Origin of the sequence: Streptomyces sp. NPDC051218 (assembly GCF_044455475.1) — a bacterium.
Lineage (GTDB): Bacteria > Actinomycetota > Actinomycetes > Streptomycetales > Streptomycetaceae > Streptomyces.
Genome location: NZ_JBITEU010000008.1, coordinates 276,206 through 297,405 on the forward strand (window position 1 = coordinate 276,206; position 21,200 = coordinate 297,405).

Below are 21,200 nucleotides of genomic sequence, written 5' to 3' on the forward strand. Positions count from 1 at the left end.
ACCGGCTTCCGGAACAAGAGTCGTCGACTTCCTCGTCGACTTCTGTTCCGGGGCAGTTACTAGAGACCAGAGAACAGTAACTCCTTCCCGACAGGGGAGAGTTGCTGTTCTTTTTTTGTGCTCTTTTTCCGTGCATCCGTGCATCCGTGCATCCGTGTATCTGAGTACTTTCCTGCCCTGCATTTCCACAAAGAGGTGGTGAGCGCCGTGACCAAGTCCCAGAAGTGGGTCAGTTTTCTGATCCTGTCGATGACCTGCGGGGTCATCTATCAGGTCGCGTACATCCGGTTCGTCTTCCTGGGGCCGACGGCCACGGCGCTCGAACTCTCGGCGCAGCAGTACGCCAACATCATCTCGGTCTTCGGCGTCGTCGCCATGGTGATGTACTTCTTCGGCGGCTGGTTCGCGGACAAGTTCTCGCCGAAGGCCCTGATCGTGACCGCGCTCGTCGGTACCGGCGTCGCCGACCTCTATCTCGGGACCGTCCCGGGTTACTGGGGAATTCTGGCCGCGCACATCCTGATGGCCGTGATGGGAATGGGTCTGTACTGGGCCGCCCTGGTGAAAGCCATCGGAATGCTGGGTGATTCCTCGGAGCAGGGCCGTCTGTTCGGTTTCCTTGAGGGCGTGCGCGGTGTCACGTCGACGATCGTCGGCTTCGTGGGGACGGCCGTCGTCGCGGCGAGCGTCGCCGAGGCGGCGGGCGTGCTGTGGCTGATCCGCATCTACGGCGTCCTGTGCTTCGTCTACGCCGTCCTCGTGTGGCTGTTCGTCAAGGGGGACGAGCGGCGCCTGGCCGACCTCGGCTCCAGCACCGTCACCCTGCGGCAGCTGTGGCTGGCCGCGCGGAACAAGTACACGTGGCTCATCGGCGGCACGGTCATGCTGATGTACTGCTTCTACACCACGCTCGGCTACTTCTCGCCGCTCCTGGAGCACCAGTACGGGATGGCCGCGGCGCTCATCGGCGTGATCGGCGTCGTGCGCACCTACGTCTTCCAGTTCGTCGCCGGGCCGGCCGGCGGGGTCGTCGTGGACAAGGTCACCAAGTCCACGCCCCGCTTCCTGCGCTGGATGTTCATCGGCTGCGCAGCCGTCGCCGTGACGTTCCTGGTGCTGCCGCGCAACTCCGCCTTCAAGTGGGTGGCGCTGGCCCTGATGTTCGCGCTGTGCCTGCTGGTGTTCGCCAGCCGGGGCGTCTACTGGGCGCAGGTCGGCGAGGTCGAGGTCCCGGAGAACGAGCGGGGCGGCGTCATCGGCCTCGCGTCCGGGATCGCGTATCTGCCCGACGCGTTCCTGCCGACCCTGAGCGCCTGGTGGATCGGCGACCCGGCCGCGACACCCGCCGTCCCCGAGCACGGCGGCGGCTACACCACTCTCTTCCTGTTCCTGCTCGCCATGGCGCTCCTCGGCGTCGGCCTGACCACGCTCACCGGCCGCACCCGGCGCCGCGAACTGGCCACCGGCGCCCCACGGCCCGTCCCGGAGGCGGTGCCCGTGACCGCCTGAACCACCCGACCGACCCCGCGCCACCGCACCACGTACCGCACCGGAAAGAGCGAACTCCCCATGGACATCACCGAGTTCAACCGCGACTTCTTCTCCATCGACGGCAAGAACGCCATCGTCACCGGCGGCAACACCGGCCTCGGCCAGGCGTTCTCGCTGGCCCTCGCCAAAGCCGGCGCCAACGTCTTCGTGCCGTCCATGGCCGCGGACGACGGCACCACGCAGAAGCTGATCGAGGCCGAGGGGCGCCGCATGGAGTTCCTGGAGGCCGACCTCACCAAGCCGGGCGTGCCGAAGCAGATCGTCGAGGGCTGCGCGGAGGCCTTCGGGTCGGTGGACATCGTGGTGAACTCGGCGGGCATCTGCAACATCGCCGACGTCGAGGAGTTCGGCCGTACGCAGTGGGACCCGATGGTGAGCGTGAACCTCACGGCCCCCTTCGAGCTGAGCCACGAGGCGATCCGCTTCATGGTCCCGCAGCGCTCCGGCAAGATCATCAACATCGCGTCGATGTTCTCCTTCCTCGGCGGCCAGTGGTCGCCCGCGTACGCCGCCACCAAGCACGGCATCGCCGGCTTCACCAAGGCGTACTGCGACGAGCTCGCGCAGCACAACATCCAGGTCAACGCGATCGCCCCGGGCTACTTCGCCACGAAGATCACCGAGGAGACGCGGGCCAACCCCGAGACCAACCAGCGCGTCCTTGACCACATCCCGGCCGGCCGCTGGGGTGACGTCGCCGACCTGATGGGGGCAACGGTCTTCCTCGCCTCCCGCGCATCGGACTACGTCAACGGCCACGTACTCCCGGTCGACGGAGGCTACTTGGTCCGCTGAGCCGACCGACTCGTACGTAGACCGCGTCACCAGACCCGCTCCCCCACCACGTTCGTCCGCACCCCCCACACCGCACACCAAGAGGTAGATCACCATGGCCCAGTCGCTCTCCAAGCTCACCCGCGACGACATCGTCGCCCGGCTCACCGGCCTGCTCGCCGCCGACCAGATCGTCACGGACGAGGAGCAGCTCAAGCTCGCGAGCGTCGACCGGTTCAAGAAGTACCAGTCGGTGCACGGCATCTTCGACGGTCCGATCCCGGCCGCGATCGTCAACGCCCGCTCCACCGAGGACGTGTCGAAGGTCCTCGCCTTCGCCGACGAGAACAAGATCAACGTGGTGGCGCGCACCGGCCGCACCGGCACCGAGGGCGGCCTGGAGACCGCCGTCGAGGACACGATCGTTCTCGACGGCTCGGGCCTCGACGAGATCATCAAGATCGACGCCGAGAACATGCAGGTCACGGTCCAGTGCGGCGTACCGCTCCAGGTCCTGGAGGACAAGCTGCGCGAGCAGGGCCTGACGACGGGCCACTCGCCGCAGTCCAAGCCGCTCGCCCAGTACGGCGGCCTGGTCTCCACCCGCTCCATCGGCCAGTTCTCCACCCTGTACGGGGCGATCGAGGACATGGTCGTCGGCCTGGAGGCGGTCTTCCCCGACGGCTCGGTCACCCGCATCAAGAACGTGCCGCGCCGCGCGGCGGGCCCCGACATCCGGCACATCGTCATCGGCAACGAGGGCGCCCTGTGCTACATCACCGAGGTCACCGTCAAGATCTTCAAGTACCAGCCGGAGAACAACGAGTTCCACGGCTTCCTCGTCGACGACATGGCCACCGGCATCAAGGTGATCCGTGAGGTCGTCACGAACGGCTTCAAGCCGTCGGTCGTGCGCGTCTACTCCCCCGAGGACGCCCGCCAGCACTTCTCCCACTTCTACAAGGAGAAGGTCGTCGTCGTCTTCGTCGCCGAAGGCCCCAAGGGCCTGGTGCGCGCCACCAGCGAGGAGATCGAGCGCGTCGTCGACCAGTGCCCGCACGAGAAGGTCGACCCGGCCCTCATCGAGAACTGGTTCGACAACCTCAACTGGGGCGTGGACAAGATCGAGGCCGAGCAGCAGGTCATGCTGGCCAAGGCCGAACTCGGCTACACCACCGAGGTGTCGGTCGACTGGTCGCGCACCGTCGAACTGTACGAGAACGTGATCGGCCGCATCCAGAGCGAGTACCCGGCAGCCGATGACCTGGTCCTGCTGGGCGCGCACTCCTCGCACAGCTACCAGACGGGCACGAACCTGTACTTCGTCTACGACTACAAGATCAACTGCGAGCCGCGCGAGGAGATCGAGAAGTACCACATCCCGCTCAACGCGATCATCGTGGAGGAGGCCCTCAAGGTCGGCGGCTCGATGGTCCACCACCACGGCGTCGGCAAGTACCGCGCCCCGTGGACGACCCAGGAGCACGGCAGCGCGTACGCGATCCTCGCCAAGCTCAAGGAGACCTTCGACCCGAACGGGATCATGAACAAGGGCACGATCTTCCCGATCGGCTCCTGAGCCAACTCCCCACGCGGCGGCCCCGGTCGACTCCCCCCGTCCGATCGGGGCCGCCCACCCTCCTCCCCTTCCCGCACGAGCATCCCGGAGTGGGCATGTCAGGCACTCGTCCCCGCTACTTCATCGGCATCGACAACGGCTCCCAGTCGTCCAAGGTGACCGTCTTCGACGACCGCGGCCGTGCCGTCAGCGAGGGACGCGCCGCGCTGCGCCCCTACGACACCCCGCGTCCGGGCGTCGTGGAGCACCCGGACGACGACCTGTGGACGTCGATCGGCGAGGCGAGCCGTGCGGCGATGGAGGGGTTCACCGGGGACCCGGCGGACATCGTGGGCGTGGGCCTGTGCACGATCCGGTTCTGCCGTGCCGTCCTCAAGGCGGACGGCACCCTCGCCCAGCCCGTCATGAGCTGGATGGACGAGCGGGTCGGCATGCCGTACGCGCACACGAATCCCGACGCGGCGTACGTGACGACGTCCTCCGGCTACATCAGCCACCGGATGACCGCCGCCTTCCGCGACACGGCGGCCAACTACGCCGGTATCTGGCCGCTGGACTCCGACACCTGGCAGTGGACGGACGACGACGCGGAGCTCGCCAAGTCCGGCATCCCGCGCGCCATGCTCTTCGACCTGGTGCTGCCGGGTGACATCCTCGGCGAGGTCACCGAGGCCGCGGCCCGGCACACCGGCATCCCTGCGGGTGTGCCGGTGGTGGCCACCGCCAACGACAAGGCGGTCGAGGCCCTCGGCTGCGGCCTGCGCTCCCCCGACACGCTCCTCGTCTCGCTCGGCACGTACGTCGCGGGCATGACGACGGGCCCACGTAACGTCAAGAACGCCACGGACTTCTGGACCAACTACGCGTCCCTTCCCCACTCGTACCTCTACGAGTCCGGAGGCGTACGGCGCGGCATGTGGACGGTCAGCTGGTTCCGCGACCTGCTCGGCGAGGAGGCGGTCGCCGAGGCCCGCGCGGCGGGAGTGAGCGTCGAGGACCACCTCAACTCCGAGGCGGCGAAGGTCCCGCCGGGCTCCGACGGCCTGATGACGATCCTGGACTGGCTCGCGCCCGGCGAGGCCCCGTTCCGCAAGGGCTCGATCCTCGGCTTCGACGGACGTCACGGCAGCTCCCACATCTACCGTTCCATCCTGGAAGCGCTCGCCATGACGATCCACGACTCGGCGGCCCGGATGGCGAAGGAACTGGGCACCGAGTACGGCGAGGTGATCGTCTCGGGCGGCGGCTCACGCTCGGACCTCATGATGCAGATCCAGGCCGACGTGCACGGTGTCCCGGCCCGCCGCGCCGAGGCATCCAGCGCCGCCGGCCTCGGCTCGGTGATCTGCGCGGCGGTGGGCCTCGGCGTGCACGCCGACTTCGACGAGGCGATCGACGCGATGGTCCGCCCCGGCGAGATCTTCCTTCCCTCCCAGGCCCATCACCACCTGTACCGACGCCTGGAGAACGTGTACCGAGACGTACGCGGCCACACCGACGCGATCTACCGGCGGACGTACGACATCTTCGGCTGAGGTGGCGTGTACCGCTCTGCTCCAGCTCCCGCCTGAAACCCCATCCGTCCCACCCGAATCAAGGTCAGCGTTTCGGCCACCCCCGCTCGCCGCTCGGGCCCGTGTCCGCCGCGCTCGTATGTTCGGAGCCCGGCGGTTCCTGGGGCGACGGACGTCTGGAATCGAGTGCGTTCGATTCTGGTGGAGCGTCGTTATGCCGTGCACCGCCGAGCCATCCAGGTGCGGCACCAGCCCCTAGGAGGGATGCACGGTGAGTGCTACTGACGCCTCGACCGCAAACGGGGAGATGCCGCCCCCTCCGCCTCCGGCCCATCTCAGCTTCGAGGGGAAGCACGGCAGGAATCCGCTGGCAGAGGCCAGTTTCGCGAAGATGTGCGGTCGGCTTCCTTCGGTGCTGCGGCACACCGCCCGCGTCGCCTGGGCCGTGGACCGGAGCGCCGTCACGCTGTTGCTCGGCTGCCAGATCCTCACCGGGGCCTCGGCCGCCCTGCTCCTGGCGTTCACCGCGAAGGCCATGACGCAGCTCCTCGGAACGGGGCAGGTATCCGAACGTCTGCACGCCGCGCTGCCCGCGCTCATCGTCGTCACGGCGGCCTCGGGAGTGGCGCGCGTCAGTGGCGCACTGGCCTCCTACGCCGACGGGCGGATCACCCCGCTCCTGATGACGGAGGCGGACGTCGCACTCGTGTCCGCGGTGTGCCGCGTCGAGGCCTCGACGTACGGGGAGGACGGGTTCGCCGACCGGCAGGAGGCCGCCGAGGTCGGCGTCACGCGTACCCGGATGATGGTCCAGGACGCCCAGCGGTTCATGGGAGCCCTCGTACGCATGATCGCGGCGGGCGGGGTCATCACCGCGCTGCATCCGCTGATGCTGCCCCTCCTGCTGCTCGCCGTCATCCCGGCCGGCATGGGGGCCGTGCTGTCGGCGCGCGTGGACTACGAGACGCACTACGCCAACGTCGGCGACCGCAACGTGCGGGGCACGATGCGCTGGTGGGCCACCTACTCCCGCTACGGCGACGAGGTCCGCGCCAATGGCATGACCGGCTACCTCATCTACTGGTACCGCGCCCTGTCCGAGCGCATCGACGAGCGCACCCTGACCGCCGCACCCCGCATGCTGCGCATCGTCCTGGCCACCAGCGCTCTCGGAGGGGTCTTCCTTCTGGGTACCTGGGCCACCCTCGCGTGGCTGGCCACCACCGGCCGTGTCGCGCTGCCGATCGCGGCCACCGCGGTGGTCGCCGTACAGACCACGCTGGCCGCACTCTCGCAGTTCGTCATCTACGGCGCCGCGCTGTTCCACACCTCGCTGTACCTCGCCGACATGCGGTCCTTCCTCGACACGGCCGCCGAACGCGCCCCACAGCGCGGCGAGTTGACCATCGGAGAGCGGGTTCAGGAGATCCGCCTCGACGAGGTCGTCTACCAGTACCCCGGTAAGAGCGAACCCGCGGTCGACGGCGTCTCGCTGACGCTGCGCCGCGGCGAGATCCTGGCCATCGTGGGCGAGAACGGGTCGGGCAAGTCCACCCTGGCCAAACTGATCACCGGGATCCTGCTGGCCGACAAGGGCCGAATCCGGTGGGACGGGACCGACTTGGCCGACGCCGACCCCGACTCCGTATGGTCGCGGACCGCGCTCGTCCCGCAGAACTTCGCCTGCTGGCCGCTGCGGGCCCGCGAGAACGTCACCCTCGGGCAGCCCAAGACCTTCGACGACGCCTTGGTGTGGGAGGCCGTCGACGCGGTCGGGATGCGAGAGGCGGTCGAGAAGCTGCCGCAACGGCTCGACACGTTGCTCGCCCGTGAACTCTTCGGCGGCGCCGAGCTGTCGGGAGGGCAGTGGCAACGGCTCGTATGCGCCAGGGCGCTGTACCGGCGGACACCCCTCCTGATCCTGGACGAACCGACCTCCCAGATGGACCCGCGCGGCGAGCACCAGATCTTCCTGGAGATCAAACGCATCGCCGCCGAGCGCATGACGATCGTCGTCACCCACCAGCTCGACAACACCCGCCTCGCCGACCGGATTCTCGTCATGCGCGAAGGCCGCGTGATCGAACAGGGCGGATACGACGAACTGGTGGCCGGTGGCGGCCTGTTCGCGGAACTCGTCGCCCTGGCCAAGGACCGGTGACGCTCCCTTGCCGCGACAAGGTCACCACACGGTCATGGGCGTTCGCCGCCGTGTACCCGTGAGGTGACATCGGTGAGGGGCGGGCGGTTCCACCGGCGACCGTTCTCCCAGTACGCCTGGACTTCGGCGAGGGTCTTGCCGGTCGTGTCGGGCACCTGGAAGTACACGTACGCCCAGGCGATGACATTGACGGCCAGCAACAGGCAGAACGTGGTGGTGCCGCCCAGCGCGGTCAGCGCGCTGAGGAAGAACTGGGCAATGACCAGGTTGGCGCTCAGGTTGGACAAGAGCATGGCCGACGCTCCGGGGCCGCGCAGCCGTCCGGGAAATCCTTCGGCGGCGAACACCCAGAGCAGTGCGCCGAAGCCGGCGTTGAACCCGATCGTGAAGACCGCGAGGCCCAGCAGGCCCGTCGGAAGCGGCAGGACGTCGGCGAACACACCGACGAGCAGCAGGTGGCCCGCTGCCATGAGTCCGGTGCCCGTGAGCAGAGCGGCACGCCGGCTGACCCGGTCGATGACGACGGCACACGCCAAGGCGGCGACGGCGGAGATCAGTTGGATCAGGCCGGGCAGCACGAGGAGGCTGAAGTCGCCGTGATAGCCCATGCCTTGGAAGATCCGGGGGCTGAAGTAGCCGATGGCGCTGATGCCGGTGATCTGTACGAGGAAACCCAGGATGATGACGAAGAACGTCAGCCGGCGGTACTTCGGGCCGAACAACTCCGCGGTCCGGCCCTTGGCAGGTCCGACGGCGGACTCCTCGGCAGGCGTCGTGTTGTGCTGCGCGGTTCCCAGGATCCGAGAAGCCACAGCCGCGCGATCGGGACGCCCCTTCAACAGGTACCAACTCGGCGTCTCGGGCAGCCACAGCAGAAAGACGGCTGCCGCGGCAGCGCAGAGTGCCGGGATGACCAACATGATCCGCCAGTGCCCCCCGCCGGCCAGCAGGTAGCTGACGAAGTAGGTCGCGGCGCACCCGCCCGCCGTGGCGCACTGGTAGAGGACGGCGACCCGACCGCGGATCGACGTCCGGACGGACTCGGCGATGAAGACGGGCGCGATGACGATGAGCACGCCCATGGTCATGCCGAGCACCGCGCGCGTGCCCACCAGCATCACAGGGCTCACGGACAGGGCGGACACGATGGTGGTCAGTGAGCACACGGCCGCGGCGATGGTGAGTGCCCCGCGGCGGCCGGTCAGGTTGGAGAGCCACCCCGCGAGCAGCGTTCCCGCCATGAGCCCGACGACGGGGCCGGCGTACAGGGTGCCCTGCTCGAAGGGGGAGAGATGGAAGGCATCGGTGACGAGGATCTGGGCCCCGGCCATCGCCGTACCGTCGTAGCCGTACGTCAGCCCCAGCAGGACGGAGGCCAGGCCCACCGCTGAGCCCGGCCGACGAAAAGGACGCCCATGAGGAGAGGTCATCGAGAGGTCTGCCGCCTTCCGGTCGGGTCTTGCCCGGTACCCACATGAACGGCGTTCAGGCCACCGGGCCGGCCCTTCGCCGCGCCGATGTGACAGCAGACCGAGTCACACCCCGCTGCTCCCTGCACGTCCCGGCATCTCTCCACTTGGAGGTTCCTCGGCGGTGTCCCCTGCCGCACGATGCCGACGATGGTTCGTCAGGGGGCGTACAGCGGTCCCAGGTCGATGTAGATGAGCCATTCCCGGATGCGAGAGCCGTGGACCCGGAGGATGTCGGCGTTGGGCAGGGTGACGGTCCGGCCGTCGTGGCGGAGGTAGGTCACGTCGGCCCGGACCACGATGACGCCGCCGCCCGGGACCAGCCAGACGTCGTGCAGGTCATGACGCAGGCCCGCGATCGTGCCGTAGAAGGCGGAGACCGCTTGGCGTACGGCCTCGCGGCCGACCGTCTCCGGGGCGTTGCCGAAGCGGAAGCGGACGTCCTCGGTGAGATGGGCGACGAACCGGTCGGGGTCGCGGGAGTCTATGTCGGCGAAGATCTTCGCGACGTCGAGGGGCGCGGAGCCGGGCCGAACGGGGACGTGGTCGGACACGGAAACCTCCCGGTGAGCCGAGTGGGCGTACGGGACGAGGTCGTTGTCCGCCCGCCCGAAATCAGCACCGGCCATTCCGGTCGCAGAACCCAACTCGCTTGCACCGGGCAGGACTTACCCTCACCTCATAACCCACAACGTACTGCATCGCGGTTACGGGATCGCTATCGAGCGAGGGGGCTGCGGCCGGCTGATCAGGCCTGGGGTGTGGCCATGCGCTCCATGGCGATCATGGCCGCGTCGTCGTCCAGGTGTCCGCCGACGTAGTGCAACAGGTCGCGGCGGAAGCGGTCCAGGAAGGCGTCGGGGCCGTTCTCGGTCCAGCCGGTGATGCGCTCGGTGAGCGGGTAGAAGGTGCCGGTGGAGTCGCGGGCCTCGGTGACGCCGTCCGTGTACAGCAGCAGAAGGTCTTCTGGCGCGAACTGAAAGCTTTCGACGTGGTAGCGCGGATGCGCCAGTTCGCCCAGACCCAGCGGTGGCGCAGGATGAAGGGCGTCCACCGTCCGCGGTCGGCCGTCGCGGAGGACGACCGGCGGCGGGTGCCCGCAGGAGATCATCTGGACCCGGGTGTCGCCGTCGGGGATGTCCAGGATGGTGGCGGTGATGAACGTTTCGCCGTAGCGGCCCGTCTCGCCAGGTTCCGTCAGGTCCCAGCACACACTCCGGTCGAGGTAGGCCACCAGCTCCTCCAGGCTCGCCTGGCGGTGGGCCGCGACGCGGAACGCTCCGAGCAGCAGGGCGGCGTCGTTGACCGCGGTCATCCCCTTGCCCCGCACGTCACCGAGGATCAGCCGGGTGCCGGAGGCGGTGCGTGCCGCCGCGTAGAGATCCCCGCCGATCTGCGCCTCTGCCTCCGCGGCGAGGTAGAAGGAGGCCAGGCGCAGCGGTCCGAGCCGCGTGGGCAGCGGCGGCAGGACCACACGCTGGGCGGTTTCGGACACGTACCGTACTTGGGTCAGCTCGTTGGCGCGGCGTTCCCGCAGTACGCAGAAGACCACGAGGCTCGTGCCGACCAGCAGCAGGGCGATGATCTGAGCCTCATGATTGGCCGACAACAACTCCTCGGGGTCGCGCAACACCCCGATCGTCGTCTGCGCGGCCACCGCCAGCGCGGCGACCAGTGCCACCGCCCGGGGCCCGCCGAACGACGGTGTGATCGCCGGGGCCGCGACGAGCAGCGGCCCCAAATGGATGTCGGGCGGAGCAAGAACGTCGATCACGGACACCGCAACGATCCACGCGATCGGGATGGCGACCAGCGCCCGACCCGCTCGCAGCGGTCGGCGCACTCCTTCGGGACGCTGCGGCATGTTTCCTCTCTACACCGCCCTGGCCCCGCCCGCACCGGCAGAATAGGGGCGCTGACGTCACCGGCCCGAGGTTGTCCCGGTGCGGGCAGAGCCGCTGGCAGCTATGCAGCCCCGCTCGACGAGGTGGGCTGCCGCGCTCAGGGCCGCCCGGCCTGTAGCCCGCACGACAGCGCCCACCCTGATCAGCGCACCCGCCCCCGCGGCTTCAGCGGTACGGGCGGCAAGGTCGGTGCGGGGATGCGGTCACCGTCGTAGCCCTTCACCTCGCCGAAGCGCGCGGTGTCCGTCCAGTCCGAACGGGCCTGTGCGATCTCCTCGTTGGACCGCCCGATGAAGTTCCACCACATGATCAGCTCCTCCCCGAACGGCTCGCCGCCGAGCAGCATCAGGGCCGCGTCCGACTCGGCGCGCAGCGGCAGTTCGGTGCGGCCGCAGCCCAGGTACAGCATGGAGCCGGGCAGGACGGGGACGCCGTCCACCCGGGTCTCGCCGGACATGCACAGGACGGCGTACTCGAAGTCGGGGTTGAGCGGCAGGCGTACGTCCGTGTCGCGGGTCAGGGCGAGGTCGGCGCCGACGATCGGGGAGTAGGTCGTGCCGGGTGACGTGGAGCCGTCGAGCGTGCCCAGGATGAGCGTCGCCGTCAGGCCGGGGGCCGTGACCAGGGGCAGCTCCGCGTGGTGCTCGAAGCGCGGGTCGGTGTTGCGGTGGACGTCGGGCAGCGCCACCCACAGCTGGGCGCCGTGCAGGAGGCGGGCGTGCTTCCTGGGACTTTCCTCGGAGTGCGAGATCGCGCGGCCCGATGTCATCAGGCCGAGCTCATGGGGGCGGATCGTCTGGAGGCTGCCCGTGGAGTCGCGGTGCAGGACCTCGCCCTCGTGCAGCCAACTCACCGTCTGCAGGCCCATGTGCGGGTGAGGGCCCACCTGCATGCCGGGCTCGTCCGCGATGTCGTCCGGGCCGTAGTGGTCGACGAAGCACCAGGCGCCGACCATGCGGCGGCCCAGGTTGGGCAACAGGCGGCGGACCTCGGTGGACTCGCCGAGCTTGACCTTGCGGGGGCTGAGGAGCTCCCGGACCGGTTCGGCGACGACGAACCCGCGACCGCCGCACAGGGACGGGACCGCCACGCGATCAAGATTGCTCATGTCGCACAACCTAGACCCGTGGGGCACCGGCCGTCAGGCGCGCGCCCCGGTCATTCCGGAGAAGCCCCCGCTCCATCCGCGGCTGTTAGTGGAATATTCAACCACCCATGGCCGTTGGACGGCTCGAAGGAGGCAACAGTGGACACGACGTACTACGACCACGGAACCGCGGCGGAGCGCTGGGAGCGCGCGCGGCAGTTCTTCGACGCCAAGGAGTACGCCACGGCGGCGCGCATCCTCGGCACCCTGGCCGACGAGGTGCCGGAGCAGGTCGCCCCGCGGCTGCTGCTGGCCCGCGCCTACTACCACTCGGCCCAACTGCGGCGCGCGGAGGCCGAGTTGCGTACGGTCATCGAGCTCGACCCCGTCGAGCAGTACGCCAGGCTGCTCCTCGGCCGCACGCTCGAGCGGCAGGGACGTGACGCGGACGCGGCACCGCACCTGCGGATGGCCGCGGCCCTCTCGGGGGACTTCGCCGAGGTCTGACCCAGAGGCCGAGACGCATCCCTGGGGGCGCTTCAACTCCCCCAGGCCACCTCCGCCAACGCGACACCCACGAAGACCGCGCCGAGCGCCGCGACCACACTGGCCACGACATTGACCGCCGCGTAGAACCTCGCGCCACCCTCGGAGAGCCACAGCGTCTCGTACGAGAAGGCCGAGTACGTCGTCAGGGCGCCGCACAGGCCGGTGCCGAGGAGCAGTTGCGTCTGGGAGGAGGCGGCGCCCGCGACGGTCGCGCCGGTGAGGACGCCGAGTATCAGGCTGCCCGCCACGTTGACCGCGAACGTTCCCCACGGGAAGACCGTGTCGTGCCTGGCCTGCACGGCACGGTCCGTGAGGTACCGCAAGGGGGCGCCGATCATCGCCCCTGCCACCACGCAGAGCCAGTTCACCGGTCCGCCTCGCCCCGGCCCTGCAGGTACTCGGCCACGCGCAGGCCCGTGCCCGTCGGTCCAGTCATGGTCGCCTCCACTCCACGACGCGGCGCGTCGACCACGCCGCGCTCCACACCGCCGCGAGGGCCGCGAGCAGCGTCAGTCCGAGATAGGCCAGGCCCGTACCGGCGTGGCCGCTCTCCACCAGGCGTTCGATGTCGACCGCGTACGTGGAGAAGGTGGTGAAGCCGCCGAGTACGCCGGTGCCGAAGAAGGGGCACAACAGGCGGTGCGGCGTGCGCGCTTCGGTGAGGATCACCATGAAGACACCCATGACCGCGCAGCCGATGACGTTCACCAGGAGCATGGTCGTCGGGAAGGCGCCGGGGGCGGTCGGCCAGATCAGGGACGCGCCGTAGCGGGCGGACGCGCCGATCGCACCGCCGACGGCCACGACCGCCACCACGGCCCACACGCCGTAGCCCCTCTCCCTCGCCCCCTGCCTCACCGCGGTGTGTCCCGCAGGCCGAGGCGCAGGTGCTCGACGTGGAAGAGCGCCTGGTCGAGGAGTTCGGCGACGTGGTGGTCGTAGAGGGCGTAGACGACGGAGCGGCCGCGGCGTTCGCCGGTGATCAGGCCGAGGTTGCGCAGCAGACGCAGCTGGTGGGAGCAGGCGGACTGCTCCATGCCGACCGCGTCGGCCAGATCACCGGCCGCGCAGGGGCCCTCCTGGAGGCGGGCGAGGATCAGCAGCCGTGAGGGCGTCGCCAGGGCCTGGAGGGTGGCGGCCACGTCGGCGGCCCCCACGGCGTCGAGGCGTTCGCGCGTGGTGGCGGTGGTGCTGTCGTCGACTCCGTGGCCCATGGCGGCATCCTATCGATGACACATGTACACATGAAAAGCTGTTCATTCGTTCCTGTACGGTGTGGACGTTGCCGTTCCTCAGCCCGTGAAGGGTTACTTCGCCATGCCCACTGCCCTGCTCCACCCTTCCGACCAGGGAACTTCCGCCGGACCCGCGGCGGCTCCGCGCCGCCGCACCCGCGCCCTCGCGCTCGCCGAGGCGCGCTGGGCGGCGGCGGCCACGGTCGCGTTCCTGGTCGCGCTGCCGCTCCAGCTGGCCGGGACACCCTCCTGGCTGTGGGGCGCGCTGTACGCCGTCGCGTACGTCGCCGGGGGCTGGGAGCCGGCGCTCGCCGGGCTGCGGGCCCTGCGCGAGAAGACCCTGGACGTGGATCTGCTGATGATCGTCGCGGCGCTCGGCGCGGCCTCGATCGGGCAGGTGATGGACGGGGCGCTGCTCATCGTCATCTTCGCCACCTCGGGCGCCCTTGAGGCCCTTGCCACCGCTCGTACCGCCGACTCGGTGCGCAGCCTGCTCGACCTCGCGCCCACCACGGCCACGCGGGTGGCCTGCGGGGGTGGTGAAGAGAGCGTCGACACGGCCGAGTTGAAGGTCGGCGACGTCATCCTCGTACGGCCCGGCGAGCGGGTCGGCGCGGACGGCGAGGTGCTGGAAGGTGCCAGCGACGTCGATCAGGCGACGATCACCGGGGAGCCGATGCCGGTTGCCAAGGAGGCCGGGAGCGAGGTGTTCGCGGGCACGCTGAACGGGGCGGGGGCGCTACGGGTGCGGGTCGGGCGTGACGCGTCGGAATCGGTGATCGCGCGGATCGTGGCGATGGTCGAGGAAGCGTCGGAGACCAAGGCGCCCACGCAACTGTTCATCGAGAAGGTCGAGCAGCGGTACTCGCTCGGCATGGTCGTCGCCACGCTCGCCGTGTTCGCGGTACCGCTGGCGTTCGGCGATGATCTGACCGGGTCGCTGCTGCGGGCGATGACGTTCATGATCGTGGCCTCGCCGTGCGCGGTGGTTCTCTCCACGATGCCGCCGCTTCTCTCGGCGATCGCGAACGCGGGGCGGCACGGTGTCCTGGTCAAGTCGGCCGTCGTGATGGAACGTCTGGGGCAGGTCGACGCGGTCGCCGTCGACAAGACGGGCACCCTGACCGAGGGGACGCCTCAGGTGACCGCCGTCCACGCGCTCCCCGGCAGCGGTCTGACCGACGACACACTTCTCGCACTCGCTGCGGCGGCCGAGCACCGCAGCGAACATCCCCTGGCCCGCGCGGTCGTGCGCGCCGCGCGCGCTCGCGGCCTGCACGTGCCGTCGGTGACGGACTTCGCATCGGAGCCGGGGGTCGGCGTGAGCGCCACGGTCGGCGGCGTGGCTGTCCGGGTGGGCGCTCCGGCACGGCTGCTGACGGCGCCGCCGAGTGGCGTGCCGCAGGACGCGGCAAGTACGGAAGTCCTCGCTCGATCCCGGCAGTTGAGCGAAGAGGGGGGCCACACCACCGTGCTCGTACTGCGCGACGGCGTGCCGGCGGGTGTCATCGGCATCGCCGACCGTCTGCGCGCGGACGCGGCGACGACCGTCACCGCCCTGGAATCCCTCACCGGCACGGCTCCGATGCTGCTCACCGGCGACAACGCGCGGGCTGCCGCCCGGCTCGCGGCGGAGGTCGGCATCGATGACGTTCGGGCCGGGCTGCTCCCGCAGGACAAGGTCGCCGCGGTCCGCGAAGCGGCGGAGGCGGGACGCAAGGTCCTGGTCATCGGCGACGGCGTGAACGACGCCCCCGCCCTCGCCGCGGCCCACACCGGCATCGCGATGGGCCGGGCCGGTTCCGACCTCGCCCTGGAGACGGCCGACGCGGTCATCGTGCGGGACGAACTGGCCACGGTGCCAAGGGTGATCGCCCTGTCGCGGCGGGCGCGCGGGCTCGTGGTCCAGAACCTGGTGATCGCCGGAACGTTCATCGCCGTACTGGTCACCTGGGACCTGGCAGGCACGTTGCCGCTCCCGCTCGGCGTACTCGGCCACGAGGGCTCCACGGTCATCGTGGGCCTCAACGGCCTGCGACTGCTGCGGGAGGGGGCTTGGCGGGACGCGGGCGAGTGAACGGGCCGGGGGGCCGCCCGCGGCGACCGCAGGTGGAGCAACGGACGACCCAGCCGCGCCAGCCTCGCCTCGGCAGAGACATACCGGCCGGGCCACCTGCGGGGCCTCGGCCAGCCGGGCGGGTGCCCCGTGCGCGACGGTCCCAGCCAGCCATCGACCGGCCGGCCCGTCCACGGCGGCCCCATACGGTCGAGCAGGCGGCCCCCGCAGCAGCCACAGGCGACCAACCAGCCCGGACAGCCGCGAGGACCCCGACCACACCGAGCAAGTAACCCACCCACCACGGGCCCCAGGCAGCCGCCGACCGGCCGGCCCGTCCACGGCGGCCCCATACGGTCGAGCAGGCGGCCCCCGCAGCAGCCACAGGCGACCAACCAGCCCGGACATCCACGAGCACCCTCAGCACACCGAGCAAGTAACCCACCCACCACTGGCCCCAGGCAGCCGCCGACCGGCCAGTCCGTCCGCCGCAGCCCCGGGCGATCCAGCAGACGGGCTGGCCACCACTGCGCCAGCGACCCACCACCCGGGCCACTCGCAACAGCCTCAGGCCAACGGGAGGCGGCCCACCGCTACAGCCGTGCCGCGGAACGGCGTGCCCCCGTTACCCCCGATACGTCTCCAACAGCCGCAGCCACACCTCGCTCACCGTCGGGTACGCCGGGACCGCATGCCACAGGCGGTTGATCGGGATCTCGCCCGCGATCGCCATCGTTGCCGAGTGGATGAGTTCGCCCACGCCGGGGCCCACGAACGTCACGCCGAGAAGGATTTCGCGGTCGAGGTCGACGATCATGCGGGCGCGGCCCTCGTAGCCGTCCGCGTAGAGGCCCGCGCCCGCGACGTTCGCCATGTCGTAGTCCACGGCACGCACGCGGTGGCCCGCGGATTCCGCCTCCGCGAGGGTGAGGCCCGCCGATGCCGCCTCGGGGTCGGTGAAGACCACCTGCGGTACGGCCGCGTGGTCGGCGGTGGCCGAGTGCGCGCCCCAGGCGTCGGTCTCCAGGAGGGGGACGCCCTGGGCGCGGGCGGTGATCGCGGCCCCGGCGATGCGCGCCTGGTACTTGCCCTGGTGGGTGAGGAGCGCGCGGTGGTTGGCGTCGCCCACCGCGTAGAGCCAGTCGCTGCCCTGCACCCGCAGGCTCTCGTCGACCGGCAGCCAGGAGCCGGGGTCCATGCCGATGGTCTCCAGGCCCAGGTCGTCCGTGCGCGGCGCGCGGCCCGTGGCGAAGAGGATCTCGTCGGCTTCGAGGGTGGCTCCGTCGCTCAGGGTCGCCGTCACCGTGCCGTTCTCCCTGCGCACGCCCGTGACGGAGACGCCGGTACGGACATCCGCGCCCGCCTCCGTCAGCGCCCCCGCGACAAGCTCCCCGGCGAACGGCTCCATGCGCGGCAGCAGCCTGTCGCCGCGTACCAGGAGCGTGACCTGCGAACCGAGCGCCTGCCAGGCCGTGGCCATCTCCACGGCGACGACACCGCCGCCGACCACCGCGAGACGGCCAGGCACCTGATCCGCACTCGTGGCCTCCCGGCTCGTCCACGGCTTCACCTCGGCGAGGCCCGGCAGATCGGGCAGGGCGGCGCGGGTGCCGGTGCACACCGCGACCGCGTGGCGGGCGGTGAGGGTCTGCTCGGTGGCGTCGGAGCCCGTGACGGTCACCTGGCGGGTGCCCGCGATGCGGCCGTGGCCGCGGTACAGGTCCACGCCGATCGATTCCAGCCAGCCGACCTGGCCGTCGTCCTTCCAGTGCGAGGTGTAGTCGTCCCGGTGCGCGAGGACCGCCGCCGCGTCCAGGGGACCCTGCACCGACTGGCGCAGCCCCGGCACCTTGCGGGCGTCCGCACGGGCGATGACCGGCCGCAGCAGCGCCTTGCTCGGCATGCACGCCCAGTACGAACATTCGCCCCCGACGAGTTCGCTCTCCACGATCGCCACGCTCAGGCCGCCCGCACGGGCCCGGTCCGCGACGTTCTCCCCCACGGGACCCGCACCGAGGACCACTACGTCGTACGTCTTCGAATCCGTCATGGAAGCCAGTGTGGTCGCAGGTGTGCGCCGTGGCCACATGGGTACGCGCGCGACAGCGGGCACGGGTGAGCGCGTGGAATACGTCTGCCGCCCGAGCCGTTGTGCACTACGGCTTCGACTGACAGCAGGAAGAGGGAAACACCATGAGCACGACTGTGGAGCTCACCAAGGAGAACTTCGACCAGACGGTCACGGACAACGAATTCGTCCTGATCGACTTCTGGGCGGACTGGTGCGGTCCGTGCAAGTCGTTCGCGCCCGTCTACGACAAGGCTGCCGAGGCCAACCCCGACATGGTCTTCGGCAAGGTGGACACGGAGTCGCAGCCCGAGCTCGCTCAGGCGTTCGGCATCCAGTCGATCCCGACGCTGATGATCGTCCGCGACCAGGTGGCCGTGTTCGCGCAGCCCGGCGCCCTCCCGGAGGCCGCGCTCCAGGACGTCATCGGGCAGGCCAGGCAGCTGGACATGGACGAGGTCCGCAAGTCCGTCGCCGAGGAGCAGGCCAAGGCCCAGGCGCAGGAGCAGTAAGCGGGAGCAGCAGGAAGTACCCGTAAGCAGCAGGGTCAGCTGGACTCGCGGTGCACCGCCGTCGCACCGAGCACGTCGTGCACCTCGGGCTCCATGCCCGGGTCACGCACGACCCGGTCGACGAGTTCCGCGAGTTTCTGGCCCGAGGGCAGCTCGATGCGGACCGTGCTGAGCCGCGGCCGCAGGAGCCTGCCGAGCATCAAGTCGTCGGCGCCGATCATCGCCGTCTCCTCGGGGACGGCGATGCCTTCGTCCTGCAGCGCCCGCATCAGCAGCATCGCGTACTCGTCGTTGTACGTGAACACCCCGTCGATCCCCAGCGAGCGCCAGCGCGCCGCGAGCCCGGCCGCGGACTCCTCGTCGTAGGCGAGGGGCAGCTCGGTCGTCGTGGTGCCGGTGCCGTGCTGTGCCAGGGCGCTGCGGACGCCTTCGGCGCGCGGGCGGGCGAAGGGTTCGAGGCCCTTTTCCTCGGGGATCACGACCCCGATGTGCCGACGGCCGCGCTCCAGTAGATGCGTGGCGGCGCACTGCCCCACCAGGCGCTGGTCCATGAGCAGGGCGTGGGCGCCCTCGGCCCGCTGCGGGCCGATCGTGAAGACGGCCTTGGCTCCCGAGCGCTTCAGGACGTTCACTCCGCGCGCGCCCAGTCCCGAGGCGTCGGGGGCGAGGACCGCCACCGGCCGCAGCTCGGCCCAGGCTCGCGCCGCGTCCTCGCCGGTCAGGCCGAGGCTGCCGTACTGCACGACCGTGTAGTCGAAGCGGCTGAGCGCCCACTGCAGCTCGTTGAAGAACTCGCTGAAGAGCGGGCCCGCCGGGATCTGCGGCGTGGGCATCAGGACCACTCGGGTGTGCCCGGCGCGCAGGCTGCGGGCGGCGGCGTGCGGGACGTACCCCAGCTCCTTGGCGGCCTCGTGCACACGGCGGCGGGTGGGCTCGCTGATGCGGACGGCGCTCGTGTTGTTCAGGACGTACGAGACGGTCGCGCGCGAGACTCCCGCGAGGCGCGCCACGTCGGCGCTCGTCGGCACGGAGTACTGCGCGGACGGCTGCGCCGACTGCTGCGTCTGCTGCTGTGCGGACGGCTGCGTCTGCTGCTGTGCGGTCTTGTTCGGTATCTGCGCCATGGCGGGACTCATCTTTCCAGACGGCGAGGAAGCGCTCTCAGGCGGGCGTCGGCGCGGCCCCGGCCGCACATCGGGACCGTCCGGTTGCCGTGGACGGCGTGAACTGCCCTGCACACGTACGGCGTTCCCGCCCCGACACATACCGCGTTCCCGCCGCGCCGGTTAGCGTGCGTGCACCTGTCCGTCGATCAAAGGTGCCCCCACATGACAGTCGACCGTGCCGATGGCCTCGCGCGCACCGCTCGGGCCCTGGCCGACGGAGAGGTGTCCGCACGCGCCCTCACGGAGCGGACGCTGGCGCGGATCGAGGCATCGCAGCCCGTGCTGAACGCCTTCAAGCTGGTGCGGGCCGAGGCCGCGCTGGCCGAAGCGGACGCCGCGGACCGGGAGTTGGCGTCCGGCGGTGCGGGTCGTCCGCTGCTCGGCGTGCCGCTCGCCGTGAAGGACGACACCGACATCGCGGGCGAGCCGACCGCGTTCGGCTGCCGGGGTGACTTCCCGCCGAAGAAGGAGGACGCCGAGTCGGTGCGCCGACTGCGGGCGGCCGGCGCCGTCATCGTCGGCAAGACCAATACCTGCGAGCTGGGTCAGTGGCCCTTCACGGAGGGGCCCGGCTTCGGCGACACCCGCAATCCGTGGCACACCGGGCACACCCCCGGCGGTTCGTCGGGCGGCTCGGCGGCGGCGGTCGCCGCCGGTCTTGTCCCCGCCGCGCTCGGCTCGGACGGCGCGGGCTCGGTGCGCATCCCCGCGGCCTGGACCCATCTCGTCGGGATCAAGCCGCAGCGCGGCCGCATATCGACGTGGCCCTGGCCCGAGTCCTTCAACGGGATCACTGTCAACGGCCCGCTCGCGAGGACCGTCGCCGACGCGGCTCTGCTGCTCGACGCGGCAAGCGGCAACCACAGCGGTGACCTGCACCGACCGGCGGCCATCAGCGCCACGGACGCGGCGACCCGCGAGCCGGGGCGGCTGCGGATCGCCCTCTCCCTGCGCATGCCGTTCACCGCGACCCCCAAGCGGCTGCATCCCGTGGTGCGCCGCAAGATCATCGTCCTGGCGGACCGGCTCGCCGCTCTCGGCCACGACGTGGAGGAGGCCGACCCGCGCTACGGCCAGATCGGTCTGGACTTCGTGCCACGCGCCACGGCGGGCATCACCGACTGGGCGCGCGAGATTCCCGACGCGCATCTGCTCGACCCGCGGACCAAGGAGGCGGCCCGTCTGGGGCGCGTGCTCGGCGGCGCCCCGCTGCGTCTCGCCCGCCGCGCCGAGGCCGCCCTGCACCGCCGTGTGGGCGCGATCTTCTCGACGTACGACGTCGTCCTCACGCCCACCACCGCCACTCCCCCGCCCCGGATCGGCGCCATGGCCGCCCTCAGCGGCTGGCGCACCGACCAGGCCATGATCGCCGCCTGCCCCTACGCGTGGACGTGGAACGTGCTCGGCTGGCCCGGCGTCAACGTGCCCGCGGGCAAGGCGGACGGCGGCCTCCCGGTCGGGGCGCAACTGCTGGGACCCGAGGGCAGCGAGCCGCTGCTGATCTCCCTTGCCGCCCAACTGGAGGCGGACCAGCGCTGGTACGAGCAGTGGCCCGAGGCCGCCTGAGCGGTGGCC

At 70.4% G+C, this 21,200-nt stretch carries 18 protein-coding genes; 9 read left to right on the forward strand and 9 right to left on the reverse strand.

Features of this window, described 5'->3' with window-relative positions:
* Positions 1 to 207: 207 nt before the first annotated feature.
* The 5 genes from ACIBCK_RS24765 to ACIBCK_RS24785 all read left to right on the forward strand — a co-directional run bounded on the left by ACIBCK_RS24765 (position 208) and on the right by ACIBCK_RS24785 (position 7,579).
* Entirely contained in the window at positions 208 to 1,509 is a 1,302-nt protein-coding gene (locus ACIBCK_RS24765) for a nitrate/nitrite transporter (protein WP_399393583.1), read from the forward strand.
* A gap of 60 nt (positions 1,510 to 1,569) precedes the next feature.
* The gene (locus tag ACIBCK_RS24770) at positions 1,570 to 2,346 is read left to right on the forward strand and encodes an SDR family NAD(P)-dependent oxidoreductase (RefSeq protein ID WP_399393585.1); all 777 of its coding nucleotides are present in this window, start codon (positions 1,570 to 1,572) and stop codon (positions 2,344 to 2,346) included.
* A 94-nt stretch (positions 2,347 to 2,440) separates the two neighbouring features.
* The gene (locus ACIBCK_RS24775) at positions 2,441 to 3,904 is read left to right on the forward strand and encodes an FAD-binding oxidoreductase (protein ID WP_399393587.1); all 1,464 of its coding nucleotides are present in this window, start codon (positions 2,441 to 2,443) and stop codon (positions 3,902 to 3,904) included.
* A 95-nt stretch (positions 3,905 to 3,999) separates the two neighbouring features.
* A complete protein-coding gene (locus ACIBCK_RS24780; RefSeq protein ID WP_399393589.1) occupies positions 4,000 to 5,439 on the forward strand; it encodes an FGGY-family carbohydrate kinase in 1,440 nt (479 codons plus the stop codon).
* 286 nt (positions 5,440 to 5,725) lie between these two features.
* The gene (locus tag ACIBCK_RS24785; protein ID WP_399393942.1) at positions 5,726 to 7,579 is read left to right on the forward strand and encodes an ABC transporter ATP-binding protein; all 1,854 of its coding nucleotides are present in this window, start codon (positions 5,726 to 5,728) and stop codon (positions 7,577 to 7,579) included.
* A gap of 32 nt (positions 7,580 to 7,611) precedes the next feature.
* Here ACIBCK_RS24785 and ACIBCK_RS24790 read toward each other — a convergent pair whose 3' ends face one another.
* From ACIBCK_RS24790 to ACIBCK_RS24805, 4 genes are all read right to left on the reverse strand, one after another.
* On the reverse strand, positions 7,612 to 8,964 hold the full coding sequence (locus ACIBCK_RS24790; RefSeq protein ID WP_399393591.1) for an MFS transporter: 1,353 nt from the start codon (positions 8,962 to 8,964) through the stop codon (positions 7,612 to 7,614).
* A 242-nt stretch (positions 8,965 to 9,206) separates the two neighbouring features.
* Positions 9,207 to 9,602 carry a nuclear transport factor 2 family protein gene (locus tag ACIBCK_RS24795; RefSeq protein ID WP_399393593.1) on the reverse strand — a complete coding sequence of 132 codons (396 nt, stop codon included), beginning with the start codon at positions 9,600 to 9,602 and terminating at the stop codon, positions 9,207 to 9,209.
* A gap of 194 nt (positions 9,603 to 9,796) precedes the next feature.
* Complete coding sequence (locus ACIBCK_RS24800; protein WP_399393595.1) at positions 9,797 to 10,912, reverse strand: PP2C family protein-serine/threonine phosphatase; 1,116 nt, start codon at positions 10,910 to 10,912, stop codon at positions 9,797 to 9,799.
* 182 nt (positions 10,913 to 11,094) lie between these two features.
* A complete protein-coding gene (locus tag ACIBCK_RS24805) occupies positions 11,095 to 12,060 on the reverse strand; it encodes a pirin family protein (protein WP_399393598.1) in 966 nt (321 codons plus the stop codon).
* Positions 12,061 to 12,198: 138 nt separating this feature from the next.
* Here ACIBCK_RS24805 and ACIBCK_RS24810 point away from each other — a divergent pair, with 138 nt between their 5' ends.
* On the forward strand, positions 12,199 to 12,546 hold the full coding sequence (locus ACIBCK_RS24810) for a tetratricopeptide repeat protein (RefSeq protein ID WP_399393599.1): 348 nt from the start codon (positions 12,199 to 12,201) through the stop codon (positions 12,544 to 12,546).
* A 32-nt stretch (positions 12,547 to 12,578) separates the two neighbouring features.
* On the opposite strand, the gene crcB (ACIBCK_RS24815) is transcribed toward ACIBCK_RS24810, so the two are convergent.
* From crcB (ACIBCK_RS24815) to ACIBCK_RS24825, 3 genes are all read right to left on the reverse strand, one after another.
* Positions 12,579 to 12,956 (reverse strand): fluoride efflux transporter CrcB, encoded by a 378-nt coding sequence (gene crcB / locus ACIBCK_RS24815; protein WP_399393601.1) that lies wholly within the window; start codon positions 12,954 to 12,956, stop codon positions 12,579 to 12,581.
* Between the two features lie 64 nt (positions 12,957 to 13,020).
* Entirely contained in the window at positions 13,021 to 13,446 is a 426-nt protein-coding gene (gene crcB / locus ACIBCK_RS24820; RefSeq protein ID WP_399393603.1) for a fluoride efflux transporter CrcB, read from the reverse strand.
* Positions 13,443 to 13,802 carry an ArsR/SmtB family transcription factor gene (locus ACIBCK_RS24825; RefSeq protein WP_399393604.1) on the reverse strand — a complete coding sequence of 120 codons (360 nt, stop codon included), beginning with the start codon at positions 13,800 to 13,802 and terminating at the stop codon, positions 13,443 to 13,445. Before ACIBCK_RS24825 ends, crcB (ACIBCK_RS24820) begins: the two co-directional genes overlap by 4 nt.
* A gap of 103 nt (positions 13,803 to 13,905) precedes the next feature.
* Between ACIBCK_RS24825 and ACIBCK_RS24830 the strand changes: the two genes are divergently transcribed.
* Entirely contained in the window at positions 13,906 to 15,900 is a 1,995-nt protein-coding gene (locus ACIBCK_RS24830; protein ID WP_399393605.1) for a heavy metal translocating P-type ATPase, read from the forward strand.
* 604 nt (positions 15,901 to 16,504) lie between these two features.
* On the opposite strand, the gene ACIBCK_RS24835 is transcribed toward ACIBCK_RS24830, so the two are convergent.
* Positions 16,505 to 17,929, reverse strand: a complete 1,425-nt coding sequence (locus ACIBCK_RS24835; RefSeq protein WP_399393607.1) for a dihydrolipoyl dehydrogenase family protein — start codon at positions 17,927 to 17,929, stop codon at positions 16,505 to 16,507.
* Positions 17,930 to 18,072: 143 nt separating this feature from the next.
* Between ACIBCK_RS24835 and trxA the strand changes: the two genes are divergently transcribed.
* Complete coding sequence (trxA, locus tag ACIBCK_RS24840; protein ID WP_367047262.1) at positions 18,073 to 18,459, forward strand: thioredoxin; 387 nt, start codon at positions 18,073 to 18,075, stop codon at positions 18,457 to 18,459.
* 35 nt (positions 18,460 to 18,494) lie between these two features.
* Here the strand turns inward: trxA and ACIBCK_RS24845 are convergent, their stop codons facing one another.
* Positions 18,495 to 19,583 carry a LacI family DNA-binding transcriptional regulator gene (locus ACIBCK_RS24845; RefSeq protein ID WP_399393609.1) on the reverse strand — a complete coding sequence of 363 codons (1,089 nt, stop codon included), beginning with the start codon at positions 19,581 to 19,583 and terminating at the stop codon, positions 18,495 to 18,497.
* 204 nt (positions 19,584 to 19,787) lie between these two features.
* Here ACIBCK_RS24845 and ACIBCK_RS24850 point away from each other — a divergent pair, with 204 nt between their 5' ends.
* Entirely contained in the window at positions 19,788 to 21,191 is a 1,404-nt protein-coding gene (locus ACIBCK_RS24850) for an amidase (protein ID WP_399393611.1), read from the forward strand.
* Positions 21,192 to 21,200 lie beyond the last annotated feature (9 nt).

What these genes read in the sequence shown, in the direction of transcription:
- ACIBCK_RS24825 (WP_399393604.1), bottom strand. Translation starts at nt 13,802, where the DNA reads ATGGGCCACGGAGTCGACGACAGCACCACCGCCACCACGCGCGAACGC.
- ACIBCK_RS24850 (WP_399393611.1), top strand. Translation starts at nt 19,788, where the DNA reads ATGACAGTCGACCGTGCCGATGGCCTCGCGCGCACCGCTCGGGCCCTG.
- ACIBCK_RS24770 (WP_399393585.1), top strand. Translation starts at nt 1,570, where the DNA reads ATGGACATCACCGAGTTCAACCGCGACTTCTTCTCCATCGACGGCAAG.
- ACIBCK_RS24800 (WP_399393595.1), bottom strand. Translation starts at nt 10,912, where the DNA reads ATGCCGCAGCGTCCCGAAGGAGTGCGCCGACCGCTGCGAGCGGGTCGG.
- ACIBCK_RS24835 (WP_399393607.1), bottom strand. Translation starts at nt 17,929, where the DNA reads ATGACGGATTCGAAGACGTACGACGTAGTGGTCCTCGGTGCGGGTCCC.
- ACIBCK_RS24805 (WP_399393598.1), bottom strand. Translation starts at nt 12,060, where the DNA reads ATGAGCAATCTTGATCGCGTGGCGGTCCCGTCCCTGTGCGGCGGTCGC.
- ACIBCK_RS24780 (WP_399393589.1), top strand. Translation starts at nt 4,000, where the DNA reads ATGTCAGGCACTCGTCCCCGCTACTTCATCGGCATCGACAACGGCTCC.
- ACIBCK_RS24785 (WP_399393942.1), top strand. Translation starts at nt 5,726, where the DNA reads ATGCCGCCCCCTCCGCCTCCGGCCCATCTCAGCTTCGAGGGGAAGCAC.
- trxA (WP_367047262.1), top strand. Translation starts at nt 18,073, where the DNA reads ATGAGCACGACTGTGGAGCTCACCAAGGAGAACTTCGACCAGACGGTC.
- ACIBCK_RS24845 (WP_399393609.1), bottom strand. Translation starts at nt 19,583, where the DNA reads ATGGCGCAGATACCGAACAAGACCGCACAGCAGCAGACGCAGCCGTCC.
- ACIBCK_RS24775 (WP_399393587.1), top strand. Translation starts at nt 2,441, where the DNA reads ATGGCCCAGTCGCTCTCCAAGCTCACCCGCGACGACATCGTCGCCCGG.
- ACIBCK_RS24830 (WP_399393605.1), top strand. Translation starts at nt 13,906, where the DNA reads ATGCCCACTGCCCTGCTCCACCCTTCCGACCAGGGAACTTCCGCCGGA.